We start from the raw sequence: 13,063 nt of genomic DNA, 5'->3' as shown, positions 1-13,063 counted from the left end.
ACAGGGGCGGGGCTTATGTCCCGCCCCCTCATCATGGGTGTCGGGCCGGTTCCTAGTGGATGACGGGGCGGGGGTGCGCTTCGTCGATCGGGATCGCCGGGGGCAGCGCGTCGCCCATGCTCTCGCCGTCCGAAAGTGGTTCGCCGGTGCCGGCATAGCTATCGACCACGCCTTCGCGGGCGAGTTCGGGATCGAGCGCATGCGCTTGCTCCGCTGCCTTGCGCGCCGCGACGCGGTCGGCCCATTTCTTGGTAAGATACCCCGCCGCGCCCCAGGCCGCGATCGCGGCATAACGCTGGGGAAACAGGCGCCGCGCCGCGAACAGGGTCGCCGCGCCGATCACCGCGCCCGCGACGGGGTGGCCGCCCTTCTGCTTTCCGATGGCGCTGCCGAGAACGCCGCCAACAATCCTGCCGATCATGCCCATCTCTCCTTCTCCCCATCAATTCCCGGAGGGCCGGGTCGGTTCCGCACCCAGCATCGTGCGCGGGTCGACGACGCGGTCGAAGGTGTCCGAATCGACATAGCCCAGATCGAGCGCGGCCTCGCGCAGCGTCGATCCCGTCTCATGCGCATGTTTCGCGATCTTCGCCGCCTTGTCGTAACCGATTTCGGGCGCCAGCGCAGTGACGAGCATCAGCGAGCGGTTCATCAGCTCGTCGATGCGGCCGCGATTGGGTTCGAGCCCGATCACGCAATGCTCGGTGAAACCCGCCATGCCGATTGCGAGCAGGTCGATCGAGCGCAGCACATTCGACCCGATCAGCGGCTTGAAGACGTTGAGTTCCAGATGCCCCTGCAGCCCGCCAACCGTGACGGCCTGATGGTTGCCGACGACCTGCGCCGCGACCATCGTCAGCATCTCGCACTGGGTCGGGTTGACCTTGCCCGGCATGATCGAGCTGCCGGGTTCGTTCGCGGGAAGGTCGAGTTCGCCGAAGCCGGCGCGCGGACCCGAGCCGAGCAGGCGGATGTCGTTGGCGATCTTGGTCAGCGCCACGGCGAGCGTGTTCAGCGCCCCCGAGAAGAAGACGAGCCCGTCGTTCGACGCCAGCGCCTCGAACTTGTTGCGCGCAGGTTCGAAGGCGATACCGGTGGTCTTCGACAGCTCGGCGGCGATCGCGACATCGAAACCCGCCGGCGCATTGAGTCCCGTGCCGACCGCGGTGCCGCCCTGCGCAAGCTTGTTGATATTGTGGGCGAGCGCGCCCTCGATCCGCGCGCGGCAGGCGATCAGCTGCGCGACATAGCCCGAAAACTCCTGCCCCAAAGTCAGCGGGGTCGCGTCCTGCAAATGGGTGCGGCCGATCTTGACGATGTCGGCCCACGCCTCGACCTTGGCCGCCAGCGCGTCGGTGAGGGCGACGATCGCGGGCAGCAGCCGCTTCGTCGTTTCGATCGCGACCGCGACATGGATCGCGGTCGGGAAGCTGTCGTTTGACGACTGCGCCATGTTGACATGGTCGTTGGGGTGGACGGGCGACTTGCCGCCGCGCTGCCCCGCCAGCGCCTCATTGGCGATGCCCGCGATCACCTCATTGGCGTTCATGTTCGACTGGGTGCCACTGCCCGTCTGCCAGATGGCGAGCGGGAATTGATCGTCATATTCGCCGGCAATGACGCGATCGGCGGCGGCGGCGATCGCATCGGCAACATGGCCATCGAGGCCGTGACTGCGATTGACCGTGGCGGCGGCGCGCTTGACCCGCGCCAGCGCGTGGACGATCGGCAACGGCATCCGCTCATGCGCGGGAAAAGCGAAATTGTGGCGACTGCGTTCGGTCTGCGCCCCCCAATAGGCGTCCGCCGGAACCGCGATCTCGCCGATGCTGTCGCTTTCGATCCGACTTTCGCTCATCCGATCAACATCCGCGTCACCAGCACCGCGCCGGCCCAGATCGCCGCGACGGTGCCCAGCAATTGCCAATAGCCGCTGTCGCCGACGCGCGGGCGCAGCCAGCCGGGGGCGAGCCAGACGATGACCAGCGCCGGGGTCGGCGCGAGCAGGCTGAAGCGCAGGATGCCGTCACCGATATCGCTGCCGGTGCCGCCGCTTTCGAGCAGCGCAAAACCCTCAACCCCCCACCAGAAGGCGGCGGTCAGCACGACCATGCCGGCGAGGGCCCAATATTGCCAGAAGCGGCTGGGGGGCCAGTTCGGGCCCGCCATCCTAGCGTTTCTTGCCGAAATCCACGGTGACGACGTTCGTCCCGTCCTCGGTCGTCACCTCGGGGCGATCATTGTCGGCCTCGTCATGCGGTTCGGGTTCGGCGCCGTCGTCGCTGACCTGGAACTGCAGCCCGAAATCGACCGACGGATCGACGAAGGCGGTGATTGCGGCATAGGGGATCGTCAGGATCGACGGGGTCTGGTTGAACGACAGGCCGACGCTGAACAAATCTTCCTCGACCGTCAGGTCCCAGAACCGGTTCTGCAGCACGATCGTCATCTCGTCGGGGAATTTGGCGATCAGATGCGCGGGAATATCGACCCCCGACGCTTGCGTCTTGAAGGTGATATAGAAATGATGCTCGCCGGGCAGGCTGTCATAGCCTTCGATCTGGCGCAGCACGCGGCCGACCACCGCGCGCAGGGCGTCCTGCACGATCTCGTCATAGGGAATCAGGCTGTCGCGAACGTCTTCAGTCATGGCGCAGGGGGATGAACGCCGGTCGCGTGCCGGTCAAGGGGGGAGAGTCGCCTTGCAACGCGAAAAGTGGGTGCTATGGCGTCGGCCATGCGAACCGCCACCGTCCAGCGCACGACCAAGGAAACCGACATCGCGATCGCCGTCAATCTCGACGGCACCGGCGATTATGCGGTGTCCACCGGCATCGGTTTCCTCGACCATATGGTCGAGCAATTGTCGCGCCACTCGCTGATCGACATCTCGATGCAGGTGAAGGGCGACCTCCACATCGATCAGCATCACACCGTTGAGGACAGCGCGCTCGCGCTCGGCGAAGCGGTGGCGAAGGCGCTCGGCGACAAGCGCGGTATCGCGCGCTACGGCGAGGCGCATGCGCCGATGGACGAGACGCTGACGCGCTGCGTGCTCGACATTTCGGGGCGCCCGCACTGCGTCTATAAATCGAGCTTCTCGCAGCCGCGCCTCGGCGAGATGGACACCGAGATGTTCCCGCACTGGTTCGCGAGCTTCGCGCAGACCGCCGGGATCACGCTGCACATCGAAACGCTCTACGGCGAGAACAACCATCATATCGCCGAAAGCATGTACAAGGCGCTGGCCCGTGCGCTGCGCCAGGCGGTCGAGATCGACCCGCGCAAGGGCGATGCGATTCCGTCGACCAAGGGGGTCCTCTAAGGACCGTCCGATGAGCGCCATCGCCCTGATCGACTATGGCGCGGGCAATCTTCGCTCGGTGCACAATGCGCTCGTCGCCGCGGGCGCGACCGACGTTGCCGTTACCGCCGATCCCGATGTCGTGGCGAAGGCCGACCGGATCGTGTTGCCCGGCGTGGGTGCGTTCGCCGCGTGCATGAACGGGCTTTCCGCGATCCCCGGGCTGATCGACGCGATGGAACAGCGCGTTCGCGGGCAGGGCGCGCCCTTTCTCGGCATCTGCGTCGGCATGCAATTGCTCGCCGATGCAGGCGAGGAGCATGGCACGCATCATGGCCTCGGCTGGATCGGCGGCACGGTACGCGCCTTCACCCCCGCTCCCGGGCTGCGCATCCCGCATATGGGCTGGAACGACGTCATCCCGGGGGGCGATCATCCGGTGATCGCGGCGGGCGAGGCCTATTATCTCCACTCCTATCATTTCGCCGACGCGACCGACGTCGCGGCGACGAGCGACCATGGCGGGCGGTTCACCGCCGCGGTCGCCAAGGACAACATCGTCGGCGTCCAATATCACCCCGAAAAAAGCCAGGCCTATGGCCTCGCAACGCTCGAAAGATTTCTCGCATGGCGGCCCTGACCATCTTCCCCGCGATCGACCTCAAAGGCGGGCAGGTGGTGCGGCTTGCCGAGGGCGATATGGCGCGCGCGACCGTCTATGGCGACGATCCGGCGGCGCAGGCGCGACTGTTCGCCGCTGCGGGCGCGAGCCATCTGCATGTCGTCGACCTCGACGGCGCCTTCGCGGGTGCGAGCGTCAACGGCGCGGCGGTCGAGAGCATCGTCGCGGCCTTCCCGGGCAAGGTGCAGGTCGGCGGCGGCATCCGCGACCGCGCCGGCGTCGACCGCTGGCTGGCGCTCGGCGTCAGCCGCGTGATCATCGGCACCGCCGCGCTGAAAGACCCCGAATTCGTGAAGTCCGCCGCGCGCGACCTGCCCGGCCGGATCATCGTCGGGGTCGATGCGCGCGACGGCATGGTCGCGACCGAGGGCTGGGCCGATGTTTCCGACGTCCGCGTCGAGGATCTTGCCCGCCGTTTCGAGGATGCCGGCGTCGCCGCGCTGCTGTTCACCGATGTCGGCCGCGACGGCCTGCTCAAGGGCTGCAACGTCGAGGCGACGGTCGCGCTGGTCAAGGCGGTCGCCATCCCGGTGATCGCGAGCGGCGGCGTCGCCGACATCCACGATATCCACGCGCTGCGCCCGCATGTTGCCGACGGCATCGAAGGCGTGATCACCGGGCGCGCGCTATACGACGGGCGGCTCGATCTCGCTGAAGCGATTGCGGTGGGCAATTCCCCTCCCGCTGGCGGGAGGGGCTAGGGGAGGGCATGTCTAAAGCGCTTCCGTCCCGAAACATGCCCTCCCCCAACCCCTCCCACAAGTGGGAGGGGAGCAGATGACCGTCCGCGTCCGCGTCATCCCGTGCCTTGACGTCGCCGACGGGCGTGTCGTCAAGGGCGTCAATTTCGTCGACCTGCGCGACGCGGGCGATCCGGTCGAAGCGGCGCGCGCCTATGATGCTGCGGGCGCCGACGAACTCTGCTTTCTCGACATCGGCGCGAGCCATCAGGGGCGGGGTACCTTGCTCGACATGGTCAGCCGCACCGCCGAAGTCTGCTTCATGCCGCTGACGGTCGGCGGCGGCGTGCGCAGCGCCGACGATGCGCGCGCGCTGCTGCTCGCCGGCGCCGACAAGGTCGCGGTGAACAGCGCGGCGGTCGCGCGGCCCGAACTCGTCGCCGATATCGCCGACCGTTTCGGCAGCCAGTGCGCGGTGGGCAGCATCGATGCGCGGCGTGTGGCAGAGGGCCGCTGGGAAATCTTCACCCATGGCGGGCGCACGCCGACCGGGGTCGATGCGCTGGAGCATGCGGTGCGGCTCGCCACCCTCGGCGCGGGCGAATTGCTCGTGACCAGCATGGACCGCGACGGCACCAGGGACGGTTACGACCTCGCGCTCACCCGCGCGATCGCCGATGCAGTCAGCGTACCGGTGATCGCAAGCGGAGGCGTCGGCAATCTCGACCATCTGGTCGCCGGCGTGGTGGAAGGCGGCGCGAGCGCAGTGCTCGCCGCGAGTATTTTCCACTTCGGCGAAGCGACGATCGCCGACGCCCATGCGCGGCTCGCCGCAGCGGGACTGCCAGTGCGCGTGCATTAATCCGCTTGCGAGGGGTGGTCAGGGCGGAATCGGACTGCAATAGAAGCCCGATGCAAAGCAAACTCCGCATCGCCGACCGTACCAACGACATTTTCCCGATCCTCGGCTTCGTCGCCGCGATGGCGAGTTTCGCGATGCCGCTGAACGCCTGGCTCGTCGCCTTCATCCTGATGGGCGCCGTCGTCGCGGCGGTCCATCATGCCGAGGTGATCGCACATCGCGTCGGCGAACCTTTCGGCACGCTGATCCTCGCACTCGCGGTGACGGTGATCGAGGTTGGCCTGATCCTGACCCTGATGCAGGCCGAACCCGAGAAGGCGCAGACACTGGCGCGCGACACGGTGTTCGCGGCGGTGATGGTGATCCTCAACCTGCTGATGGGGCTTTGCCTGCTAAGCGGGGCGATCCGCCATCATGAACAGCGGTTCCAGCGTACTGGTATCGGCGCCGCGCTCGCGACGCTGACGGTGCTGACGGTGGTGACGCTGGTACTCCCCAATTTCACGTCGAGCGCGCCGGGGTCCTTTTATTCCCCCGTCCAGCTCGGTTTCGTCGCGGCGGTGTCGCTGATCCTCTATGCGACCTTCGCGCTGGTGCAGACGGTTCGCCACCGCGACTATTTCCTTCCCGACGGCGATGCCGACGGGGACGGCGAACCTGATGCGCACGCCGCGCCCCCGACCGTCCAGCGCACCGCGATATCGGGCGCGCTGCTGCTCGCCAGCCTGGTCGCGGTCGTCCTGCTCGCCAAGAATTTGTCGCCGGTGATGGGCGCGCTGCTGTCCGACTGGGGCGCGCCGCCGGCGGTGCTCGGCGTGCTGATCGCGGCGCTGATTCTCGCACCGGAAGGCTTGGCAGCGGTGCGCGCGGCTAAGGCCGATCGCTTGCAGACCAGCCTCAACCTCGCGCTGGGTTCGGCGCTGGCGACCATCGGCCTCACCATCCCCGCGGTCGCGATCCTGTCGATCATGACCGACCTGCCGATCAGCCTCGGCCTCGACGCCAAGTCGACCGTGTTGCTGTTTCTGTCGCTGATCGTGTCGGTGCAGACGCTGGCGAACGGACGAACGACGGTGCTGCAGGGGGTGATCCACCTGATGCTGTTTGCGATCTACCTGTTCACGACCTTCGTGCCTTAATGCGTCGCCCCGCGAAGGGCGACTAGAGTCACGTGCCTCTTGTCGCGGCCGTTGGCGATGTAGCGCAAGGTCGATAGCGGCCCCTGCCTTCGCAGGGGCGACGACTATGTCTTCCGAACGAATACCGTCCCTGCGCTATACCCCGCGCCGAACGAGCAGATTAGCCCGGTATCTCCCGCCGCCATATCCTCATGGTTCAGGTGAAAGGCGATGATTGACCCCGCGCTCGACGTGTTGCCATAGGTGTCGAGCACCGTCGGGCTCTCGTCCGCGCTCGCCTCATGCCCCAGCACGCGCTGCGCGATCAGTCGGTTCATGTTGGTGTTCGCCTGGTGCAGCCACAGCCGGCGCATGTCGGCGCCCTCAAGGCCCAGCAGTTCCATATGCTCGACGATCAGGTTCGCGACCCAGGGCACGACCTCCTTGAACACCTTGCGGCCTTCCTGGACGAACAGCTTGTCGCTCTTCGGGCCGTCCTGATCGATGCCGCCATGGCCGCGATTGAGAAAGCCGAAATTGTTGCGGATGTTGTTCGAGAATTGCGTTTTGAGCTTGGTGCCGAGGATGTCCCAATGGCCCGCGGGCGCGATGTCCTTGTCCTCGACGAGAATCGCGGTCGCGACGTCGCCGAAGATGAAATGGCTGTCGCGGTCGCGCCAGTTCAAATGCCCCGAACAGATTTCGGGGTTCACGACGAGCACGCTCTTCGCATGGCCGGCGCGGATATAGTCGGCGGCGGTCTGGATGCCGAAGGTCGCCGACGAGCAAGCGACATTCATGTCGAAGCCAAAGCCGTCGATGCCGAGCGCGTCCTGGATCTCGACCGCCATCGCCGGATAGGGGCGCTGCATGTTCGACGCCGCGCACAGCACCGCATCGACGTCCCCCGCGTCGCGTCCGGCGCGCATCAGCGCGTCTTTCGCCGCCGCGACGCCGATTTCGGCGAGCAGCGAAATCTCGTCATTGCCGCGGTCGTCGAGGCGCGGCGCCATATGTGCGGGGTCGAGGATGCCGGCCTTGTCGACGACGAAGCGCGACCCGATACCGCTCGCTTTCTCGATGAACTCGACGCTCGATTCGGTCAGTTCCGCCACATCGCCCTTTGCGATGGCCTGTGCATTTTCCCTATTGTGCAGTGCAACATACTGGTTAAAACTGGCGACAAGTTCTTCGTTGGAGATGGCTTCGGCGGGGGTGAAAAGGCCGGTCGAGGAAAGTACCGGCTGCGGTGCGTGCGACATGATGGCTCTCGTGTGTCAGTTTCAAGACACGCTGATTAGGCTCCGTCGCGGCATCGCGCAACGCCCCCAAGTCGGATGAACAATCGCCAACGTCATGGTTAACCGGCCGCTAACCATTTTGGTGGCAGACTGCCTAATTGCAGGCCTCCGGGGGGATGGCTCCCCGGGCGCCGTGCGGGAGCATGACCATGGCGACGCGTTCTGGACCAGCAGCCGGCGAGCTGTCCTTTGCGGAAATCAAGGAATTTGCGGGCTTCCCTGCGGCGACGCAGCGCTACATCCGCCGCTCGCTCGATATCGGGCTCGAGCGCGACGATGCGATCAGCCGCTGGTCGCGCGACATGGTCGAGGAGACCGCGATCCGCGTCCAGGCGCGCGTCTATCAGCGGATCAACGAAATTCGCGCGCATATTCCCGATGACAGCGGCCTCGACGCGCTCGAACATTTCATGGCGCCGCTCGTCGCGGTGTCGGCCTTCGATCTCGGGCAGGACCGCCTGCCGGGCTTTGCGTCCTACCGCTTTCTCTATGAACGACTGCTCGGCGCGCATGCGCGGCCGTGGCTGCCGGGTGCCTTTTGCGCGGCGGCGTCGCTGCCGCACCTCCACCCCGACAAGCGCAAGATCCTGCTCCAGTCGATCAGCGAAGCGGCGGCCACCGCCCCCGGCTGGTCCGCGCGCGAGCCGAGCTTCTACCCCGAATGGGTCGAAAAGATCGACGAGACCAGACCGGCGAATTGAGAGCGCGGCCCGCTTCGGCGTGGGAAGCGGACCCTTTTTTCCGTTCGTGTCGAGCGAAGTCGAGACACCCTGAAGGCGTTGCGCTACCGATGGGTGTCTCGACTTCGCTCGACACGAGCGGGATTTGAAGGGCGGTTTGTCCGTAACCGACCCTTTCCCGCCGCTCGTGGTCAAGCTGCTTGCGTGGTCCGATACCGCCCCGCCACCTCGCGGCGCGACAGCCCCGGTCCCATCGCCAGCCGCGCCGCCTGATAGGCATCCCACTGACCCGCGTCGGCGAGCGGCGGGATCGTGACTTCCTCGCCGCGATCGAGCCCGGTCAGCGCCGCATCGACCAGGTCGCCGGCGTCCATCACCATCTCGGACGGAAACGCGTCGATATCCTTGCCCGACCGTTCCCAGATTTCGGTGCGCGTCGCGCCCGGCAGCACCGCCTGCACCAGCACCCCGCGTTCGCGGACGCTGTTCGCGAGCGACACGCTGAGGTTGAGCAGGAACGCCTTCGATCCGCTGTAGACGCCTTCGAACGTCTCGGGCGCCAGCGCGAGGACCGAGGCGATGTTGACGATCTTGCCCGTGCCGCGCGCGGCGAACGCCTTGCCCGCCGCGATCGCCAGCCGCGCCGCGGCAGTGATATTCAGCGCGATGATCTTCTGGATCTCGCTCGTGCCGTTTTCCAGCGTTCCGCCGTTCAGCGACATGCCGGCATTGTTCACGAACAGCGCGATGCCCGTATCGTCGATCAGCCGCTGCTCGATCCGCGTCACATCGTCGCTTTTGGTCAGGTCGGCGGCGATCACGTCGACCGCGACGCCGTAGTCGGCGCGCAGCTTCGTCGCGCGCTCCTCCAGCTGCGCGCCGTTACGCGCGACGAGGATCAGGTCGTGGCCGCGCTTGGCGAGGCGGTCGGCATATACGGCCCCAAGGCCAGTCGAAGCGCCCGTGATGAGGGCGGTTCCCTGGATTTTGTCGGTCATCGTCTGTCTCCTTTTGCTGGCCCCAAACGGGTCACTTGCAAAATGATAGTAACTTCTCCATATCCATTCAATGACCGACGACGAAAAAAAATTCGGGACCTGCCCGATCGACCGCGGGCTGACGCTGATAGGCGATCGCTGGTCGATGCTGGTGTTGCGCGACGTGCAGCGCGGTTTCACCCGCTACGACCAGATGCGCACCAGCCTCGGCATCGCGCCGAATATCCTCGCGAGGCGTCTCACCGCGCTCGCCGAAGCGGGATTGCTCGAAAAGCGCCGCTACAGTCAGCGCCCGCCGCGCGACGAATATCTGCTCACCGAAAAGGGCCGCGACTTCCTGCCCATCCTCGCCGCGATTGGCGCCTGGGGGGGCAAGCATAATGGCGGCGGCGCGCTGACCCGCCAGATCGACGTCGAAACCGGCGAACCGATCCGTCCGGTGGTGATCGACGCGAATACCGGCGCGCCGCTCGGGACGCGCGCGCTAAGACTGGAATATCCGGACTAGGATCCTCCCTGCGGCGAAGCCGTGGGGAGGGGGACCGCGCCCGAAGAGCGTGGTGGAGGGGCAGCGACGTCGCGCTATAGCCCCTCCGTCAGCGCTTCGCGCTACCACCTCCCCATGGCTTCGCCACAGGGAGGATCGTTCAGATATACATCCCCTCGCGCAAATTGATCCCATGTTCGATCCAGACTTTGAGCGCGCACAGCATCTGCGACCAGCCCTGGCAATTGCCATAGGATGCGCTGAGCGCCCCTTGGTTCTCGCGCCAGCCTTCCTCGGCGATCTCGACGAGCGTGCGGCCGTCGTCGAGCCCCTTGAAGCTCATCGTCACGCGCGTGCGGTAATCGGCATCCTTGAGTTCGCCGCCCTCCACGTTAGGCGCCTCGCCTTCGTTCGCCTGCCATTCGAGCACGATCTTCTCGTCGGGCACTACCTCGATCACCCAGACCGGGAAGGCGCCGGGAAAGTCGTGGAAGTCCCATTCGACCGTCGCGCCGGTCTCCAGCCGGCCCTTGGCGCCGCCGGTCGTGAAATAGTGCGACAGTGTCGCCGGGTCGGCGACCGCCTCGAACACCTCATGCACCGGCTTCGCGATCCGCGCCGCGACTCGAAACTTCAGCTCCATGGTCGATTCTCCGCTTGCTTATCTTCACAATATGTTATAAATTTATAACATGTCAATCCACGAAGAATATGACAAGATTTTCAAGGCTTTATCGTCGCACATTCGCCGCCAGATGCTCGACACCCTCCGCGACCAGCCGCTGACGACCGGCGCGATATGCGCGATGTTCGAGCAAATCGACCGCTGCACCGTGATGCAGCACCTCAAGGTTCTCGAAGAAGCCGGTCTCGTCATCGCCGAGCGCCGCGGGCGCACCCGCTGGAACCATCTCAACGCGATGCCGATCCAGGACATCCACGACCGCTGGATCGGCCCGCACGCCGCCGCCGCGACCGCGCGGCTCGCGCGCTTCAAGCAAAGCGTCGAAGCCCAATGAAAATGGCCGGGGAATCACCTCTCCGGCCATCCTCGTTTCGTTACGTCGAACCGGTCACCAGCCGGTCGGCTTGCCCTTGTTCTGCTCGTCGAGCCAGGCTTTCAGCGGCGCGAAATATTCGGCCATCGCCTTGCCCGACATCTCACGCCCGCCGGTGAAGGCTTCCAATGCGTCAGGCCAGGGCTTCGACGCGCCCATCTCGAGCATCGCGTTCAGCTTCGCGCCAACCTCCTTGTTGCCATAGAAGGAACAGCGGTGGAGCGGGCCCTGCCAGCCCGCCTGATCGCATGCCGCCTTGTAGAACTGGAACTGCAGGATGCGCGCGAGGAAGTAACGCGTGTAGGGGGTGTTCCCCGGGATATGATATTTGGCGCCCGCGTCGAAGCCATCGGCCGGCCGCTCGCTCGGCGGGACGATACCCTGATACTGGGTCCGCAACTGGGTCCACGACTTGTTGTAATCGGCGGGCTTGATCGTGCCGTCGAACACCCCCCAGCGCCAGCGATCGACGAGCAGGCCGAAGGGCAGGAAGGCGACCTTGTCCATCGCCTGCCGCAGCAGCAGCCCGATATCCTTGTCGGCGCTCGGCACCTTCGCTTTGTCGAGCAGGCCGATGTCGACCAGATATTGCGGCGTGATCGACAGCGCGACGAAATCGCCGATCGCCTCATGGAAGCCGTCGTTGGCGCCGTTGAGGTAGAGCGTCGGCTGGTTCTTGTAAGCGCGCTGGTAATAATTGTGGCCGAGTTCGTGGTGGATGGTGACGAAGTCGTCGGCATTCACCTTGATGCACATCTTGATGCGGATATCGTCCTTGTTGTCGATATCCCACGCCGAGGCGTGGCAGATCACTTCGCGGTCGGCGGGCTTGGTGAACTGGCTGCGCTTCCAGAAGGTTTCGGGCAGCGGCGCCATGCCGAGCGAGGAATAGAAATTCTCACCCGCCTTGACCATGTCGAGCGGGCCCTTGCCCTGCGCGGTGAGCAGGTCGCCGATGTCGTAGCCTAGGTCGCCCGCACCTTGGGGCGCGACGAGCGGATAGATATTGCCCCATTCCTGCGCCCACATATTGCCGAGCAGGTCGGCACGGATCGGGCCGGTCTTGGGCTGCACCGCATCGCCATATTTCTCGTTGAGTTTCCAGCGGACATAGGTGTGCAGCGCCATGTAGAGCGGCTTCACTTCCTGCCACAGCCGCTCGGTGGTCTTGGCGAATTCCTCGGGCGGCATGTCGTAGCCCGAACGCCACATCGCGCCGGTGTCGGCAAAGCCAAGTTCCTTCGACCCCGCATTGGCGATCGCGACCATGCGGGCATAATCCTTGCCCATCGGTGCGCCGACATTGTCGTGCCAGCTCGTCCACATTTCGGCATATTCGGCCGGCGTGTGGTTCAGGTTGCCCATCTCGGCCTCGATATCCGATCCCGAAATTTCCTTGCCGTCGAGCGTGCCGCGCCCCTTGCCATATTGAGACTGCAGGTTGGTTGCGATCTGGTTGAGCTCGGTCGCGGCACCGGGCTTGGTCGGCGCAGGCAGGACGAGACCGTTCCGCAAGATGTCGAGTTTGCGCCTGGTGTCGGGGCTGAGGCCGGGGATGGTGGCAAATTTCGCCGCCTCGAGCGCATATTTGACCGCCTTTTCGGTCCCGACCGCGTTGATCCGCGCCGCCATCGCGTCGGTGTCCTCGGTGATATAGGTCGCGTTGACCCAGTTCACCTGGCTGCTCTCGACCGTATAGTCGAACAGGTCCTTTTCGGCCGCCGCGACGAAGGCATCGGCATCGGCGGCGGTGGGCTTGGCGCTCTGCGCGGACGTGTCCGCTTTCTTCTCGGCTGCCAGCGCAGGGCCGGCCAGCGCGAGCGACAGGGCAAGCGACAGCGTCGAAATCATGGCTTTCATGGGGGGTGTATCCTCGGGTCTGGTGGTTGCGCT

The 13,063-nt window shown here is 65.5% G+C and carries 16 protein-coding genes; 8 read left to right on the top strand and 8 right to left on the bottom strand.

Going from position 1 to position 13,063, the window contains the following annotated elements:
• Positions 1 to 52: 52 nt before the first annotated feature.
• From ASD67_RS05225 to ASD67_RS05210, 4 genes are read right to left on the bottom strand one after another with little or no spacing between them, the layout of a single operon-like run.
• Positions 53 to 421, bottom strand: coding sequence for a hypothetical protein (locus tag ASD67_RS05225; protein WP_235535575.1), 369 nt, complete (start codon positions 419 to 421; stop codon positions 53 to 55).
• Positions 422 to 442: 21 nt separating this feature from the next.
• The gene (gene fumC, locus ASD67_RS05220; RefSeq protein WP_056344370.1) at positions 443 to 1,858 is read right to left on the bottom strand and encodes a class II fumarate hydratase; all 1,416 of its coding nucleotides are present in this window, start codon (positions 1,856 to 1,858) and stop codon (positions 443 to 445) included.
• Entirely contained in the window at positions 1,855 to 2,169 is a 315-nt protein-coding gene (locus ASD67_RS05215; RefSeq protein ID WP_056344368.1) for a hypothetical protein, read from the bottom strand. The genes fumC and ASD67_RS05215 overlap by 4 nt, the downstream gene beginning before the upstream one ends.
• 1 nt (position 2,170) lies before the next feature.
• The gene (locus ASD67_RS05210; RefSeq protein WP_056344365.1) at positions 2,171 to 2,650 is read right to left on the bottom strand and encodes an SspB family protein; all 480 of its coding nucleotides are present in this window, start codon (positions 2,648 to 2,650) and stop codon (positions 2,171 to 2,173) included.
• An 87-nt stretch (positions 2,651 to 2,737) separates the two neighbouring features.
• On the opposite strand from ASD67_RS05210, the gene hisB reads away from it, so the two are divergent.
• The 5 genes from hisB (at position 2,738) to ASD67_RS05185 (ending at position 6,667) form a co-directional block, all read left to right on the top strand.
• Positions 2,738 to 3,325, top strand: a complete 588-nt coding sequence (gene hisB / locus ASD67_RS05205) for an imidazoleglycerol-phosphate dehydratase HisB (protein ID WP_056347034.1) — start codon at positions 2,738 to 2,740, stop codon at positions 3,323 to 3,325.
• Positions 3,326 to 3,335: 10 nt separating this feature from the next.
• A complete protein-coding gene (hisH, locus tag ASD67_RS05200) occupies positions 3,336 to 3,944 on the top strand; it encodes an imidazole glycerol phosphate synthase subunit HisH (protein WP_056344362.1) in 609 nt (202 codons plus the stop codon).
• The gene (gene hisA / locus ASD67_RS05195) at positions 3,932 to 4,687 is read left to right on the top strand and encodes a 1-(5-phosphoribosyl)-5-[(5-phosphoribosylamino)methylideneamino]imidazole-4-carboxamide isomerase (RefSeq protein WP_056344360.1); all 756 of its coding nucleotides are present in this window, start codon (positions 3,932 to 3,934) and stop codon (positions 4,685 to 4,687) included. The genes hisH and hisA overlap by 13 nt, the downstream gene beginning before the upstream one ends.
• Before the next feature lie 76 nt (positions 4,688 to 4,763).
• Positions 4,764 to 5,528, top strand: a complete 765-nt coding sequence (gene hisF, locus ASD67_RS05190) for an imidazole glycerol phosphate synthase subunit HisF (protein WP_056344357.1) — start codon at positions 4,764 to 4,766, stop codon at positions 5,526 to 5,528.
• Positions 5,529 to 5,578: 50 nt separating this feature from the next.
• Complete coding sequence (locus ASD67_RS05185; RefSeq protein ID WP_056344355.1) at positions 5,579 to 6,667, top strand: calcium:proton antiporter; 1,089 nt, start codon at positions 5,579 to 5,581, stop codon at positions 6,665 to 6,667.
• A gap of 104 nt (positions 6,668 to 6,771) precedes the next feature.
• On the opposite strand, the gene ASD67_RS05180 is transcribed toward ASD67_RS05185, so the two are convergent.
• Positions 6,772 to 7,908, bottom strand: coding sequence for a beta-ketoacyl-ACP synthase III (locus ASD67_RS05180; RefSeq protein ID WP_056344353.1), 1,137 nt, complete (start codon positions 7,906 to 7,908; stop codon positions 6,772 to 6,774).
• Positions 7,909 to 8,096: 188 nt separating this feature from the next.
• On the opposite strand from ASD67_RS05180, the gene ASD67_RS05175 reads away from it, so the two are divergent.
• Positions 8,097 to 8,648, top strand: coding sequence for a hypothetical protein (locus ASD67_RS05175; RefSeq protein ID WP_056344349.1), 552 nt, complete (start codon positions 8,097 to 8,099; stop codon positions 8,646 to 8,648).
• Positions 8,649 to 8,818: 170 nt separating this feature from the next.
• On the opposite strand, the gene ASD67_RS05170 is transcribed toward ASD67_RS05175, so the two are convergent.
• Positions 8,819 to 9,625: an SDR family NAD(P)-dependent oxidoreductase gene (locus tag ASD67_RS05170; protein ID WP_056344346.1), complete on the bottom strand. Its 807-nt coding sequence runs from the start codon at positions 9,623 to 9,625 to the stop codon at positions 8,819 to 8,821.
• A 70-nt stretch (positions 9,626 to 9,695) separates the two neighbouring features.
• On the opposite strand from ASD67_RS05170, the gene ASD67_RS05165 reads away from it, so the two are divergent.
• The gene (locus tag ASD67_RS05165; protein WP_056344344.1) at positions 9,696 to 10,133 is read left to right on the top strand and encodes a winged helix-turn-helix transcriptional regulator; all 438 of its coding nucleotides are present in this window, start codon (positions 9,696 to 9,698) and stop codon (positions 10,131 to 10,133) included.
• A gap of 139 nt (positions 10,134 to 10,272) precedes the next feature.
• Here ASD67_RS05165 and ASD67_RS05160 read toward each other — a convergent pair whose 3' ends face one another.
• Positions 10,273 to 10,755, bottom strand: coding sequence for an SRPBCC family protein (locus ASD67_RS05160; RefSeq protein ID WP_056344342.1), 483 nt, complete (start codon positions 10,753 to 10,755; stop codon positions 10,273 to 10,275).
• Between the two features lie 49 nt (positions 10,756 to 10,804).
• On the opposite strand from ASD67_RS05160, the gene ASD67_RS05155 reads away from it, so the two are divergent.
• Complete coding sequence (locus ASD67_RS05155) at positions 10,805 to 11,131, top strand: ArsR/SmtB family transcription factor (protein ID WP_056344338.1); 327 nt, start codon at positions 10,805 to 10,807, stop codon at positions 11,129 to 11,131.
• Positions 11,132 to 11,185: 54 nt separating this feature from the next.
• Here the strand turns inward: ASD67_RS05155 and ASD67_RS05150 are convergent, their stop codons facing one another.
• The gene (locus ASD67_RS05150) at positions 11,186 to 13,030 is read right to left on the bottom strand and encodes a M2 family metallopeptidase (protein ID WP_056344336.1); all 1,845 of its coding nucleotides are present in this window, start codon (positions 13,028 to 13,030) and stop codon (positions 11,186 to 11,188) included.
• Positions 13,031 to 13,063 lie beyond the last annotated feature (33 nt).

Origin of the sequence: Sphingopyxis sp. Root1497 (assembly GCF_001427085.1) — a bacterium.
GTDB lineage: Bacteria > Pseudomonadota > Alphaproteobacteria > Sphingomonadales > Sphingomonadaceae > Sphingopyxis.
The sequence above is the reverse complement of the archived record's forward strand: the minus strand, read 5'-3'. Positions and strand labels throughout refer to the sequence as shown.

Excerpts from the sequence above, each read along its gene's own strand:
- ASD67_RS05225 (WP_235535575.1), bottom strand. The coding sequence starts at position 421 with ATGATCGGCAGGATTGTTGGCGGCGTTCTCGGCAGCGCCATCGGAAAG.
- fumC (WP_056344370.1), bottom strand. The coding sequence starts at position 1,858 with ATGAGCGAAAGTCGGATCGAAAGCGACAGCATCGGCGAGATCGCGGTT.
- ASD67_RS05215 (WP_056344368.1), bottom strand. The coding sequence starts at position 2,169 with ATGGCGGGCCCGAACTGGCCCCCCAGCCGCTTCTGGCAATATTGGGCC.
- ASD67_RS05210 (WP_056344365.1), bottom strand. The coding sequence starts at position 2,650 with ATGACTGAAGACGTTCGCGACAGCCTGATTCCCTATGACGAGATCGTG.
- hisB (WP_056347034.1), top strand. The coding sequence starts at position 2,738 with ATGCGAACCGCCACCGTCCAGCGCACGACCAAGGAAACCGACATCGCG.
- hisH (WP_056344362.1), top strand. The coding sequence starts at position 3,336 with ATGAGCGCCATCGCCCTGATCGACTATGGCGCGGGCAATCTTCGCTCG.
- hisA (WP_056344360.1), top strand. The coding sequence starts at position 3,932 with ATGGCGGCCCTGACCATCTTCCCCGCGATCGACCTCAAAGGCGGGCAG.
- hisF (WP_056344357.1), top strand. The coding sequence starts at position 4,764 with ATGACCGTCCGCGTCCGCGTCATCCCGTGCCTTGACGTCGCCGACGGG.
- ASD67_RS05185 (WP_056344355.1), top strand. The coding sequence starts at position 5,579 with ATGCAAAGCAAACTCCGCATCGCCGACCGTACCAACGACATTTTCCCG.
- ASD67_RS05180 (WP_056344353.1), bottom strand. The coding sequence starts at position 7,908 with ATGTCGCACGCACCGCAGCCGGTACTTTCCTCGACCGGCCTTTTCACC.
- ASD67_RS05175 (WP_056344349.1), top strand. The coding sequence starts at position 8,097 with ATGGCGACGCGTTCTGGACCAGCAGCCGGCGAGCTGTCCTTTGCGGAA.
- ASD67_RS05170 (WP_056344346.1), bottom strand. The coding sequence starts at position 9,625 with ATGACCGACAAAATCCAGGGAACCGCCCTCATCACGGGCGCTTCGACT.
- ASD67_RS05165 (WP_056344344.1), top strand. The coding sequence starts at position 9,696 with ATGACCGACGACGAAAAAAAATTCGGGACCTGCCCGATCGACCGCGGG.
- ASD67_RS05160 (WP_056344342.1), bottom strand. The coding sequence starts at position 10,755 with ATGGAGCTGAAGTTTCGAGTCGCGGCGCGGATCGCGAAGCCGGTGCAT.
- ASD67_RS05155 (WP_056344338.1), top strand. The coding sequence starts at position 10,805 with ATGTCAATCCACGAAGAATATGACAAGATTTTCAAGGCTTTATCGTCG.
- ASD67_RS05150 (WP_056344336.1), bottom strand. The coding sequence starts at position 13,030 with ATGAAAGCCATGATTTCGACGCTGTCGCTTGCCCTGTCGCTCGCGCTG.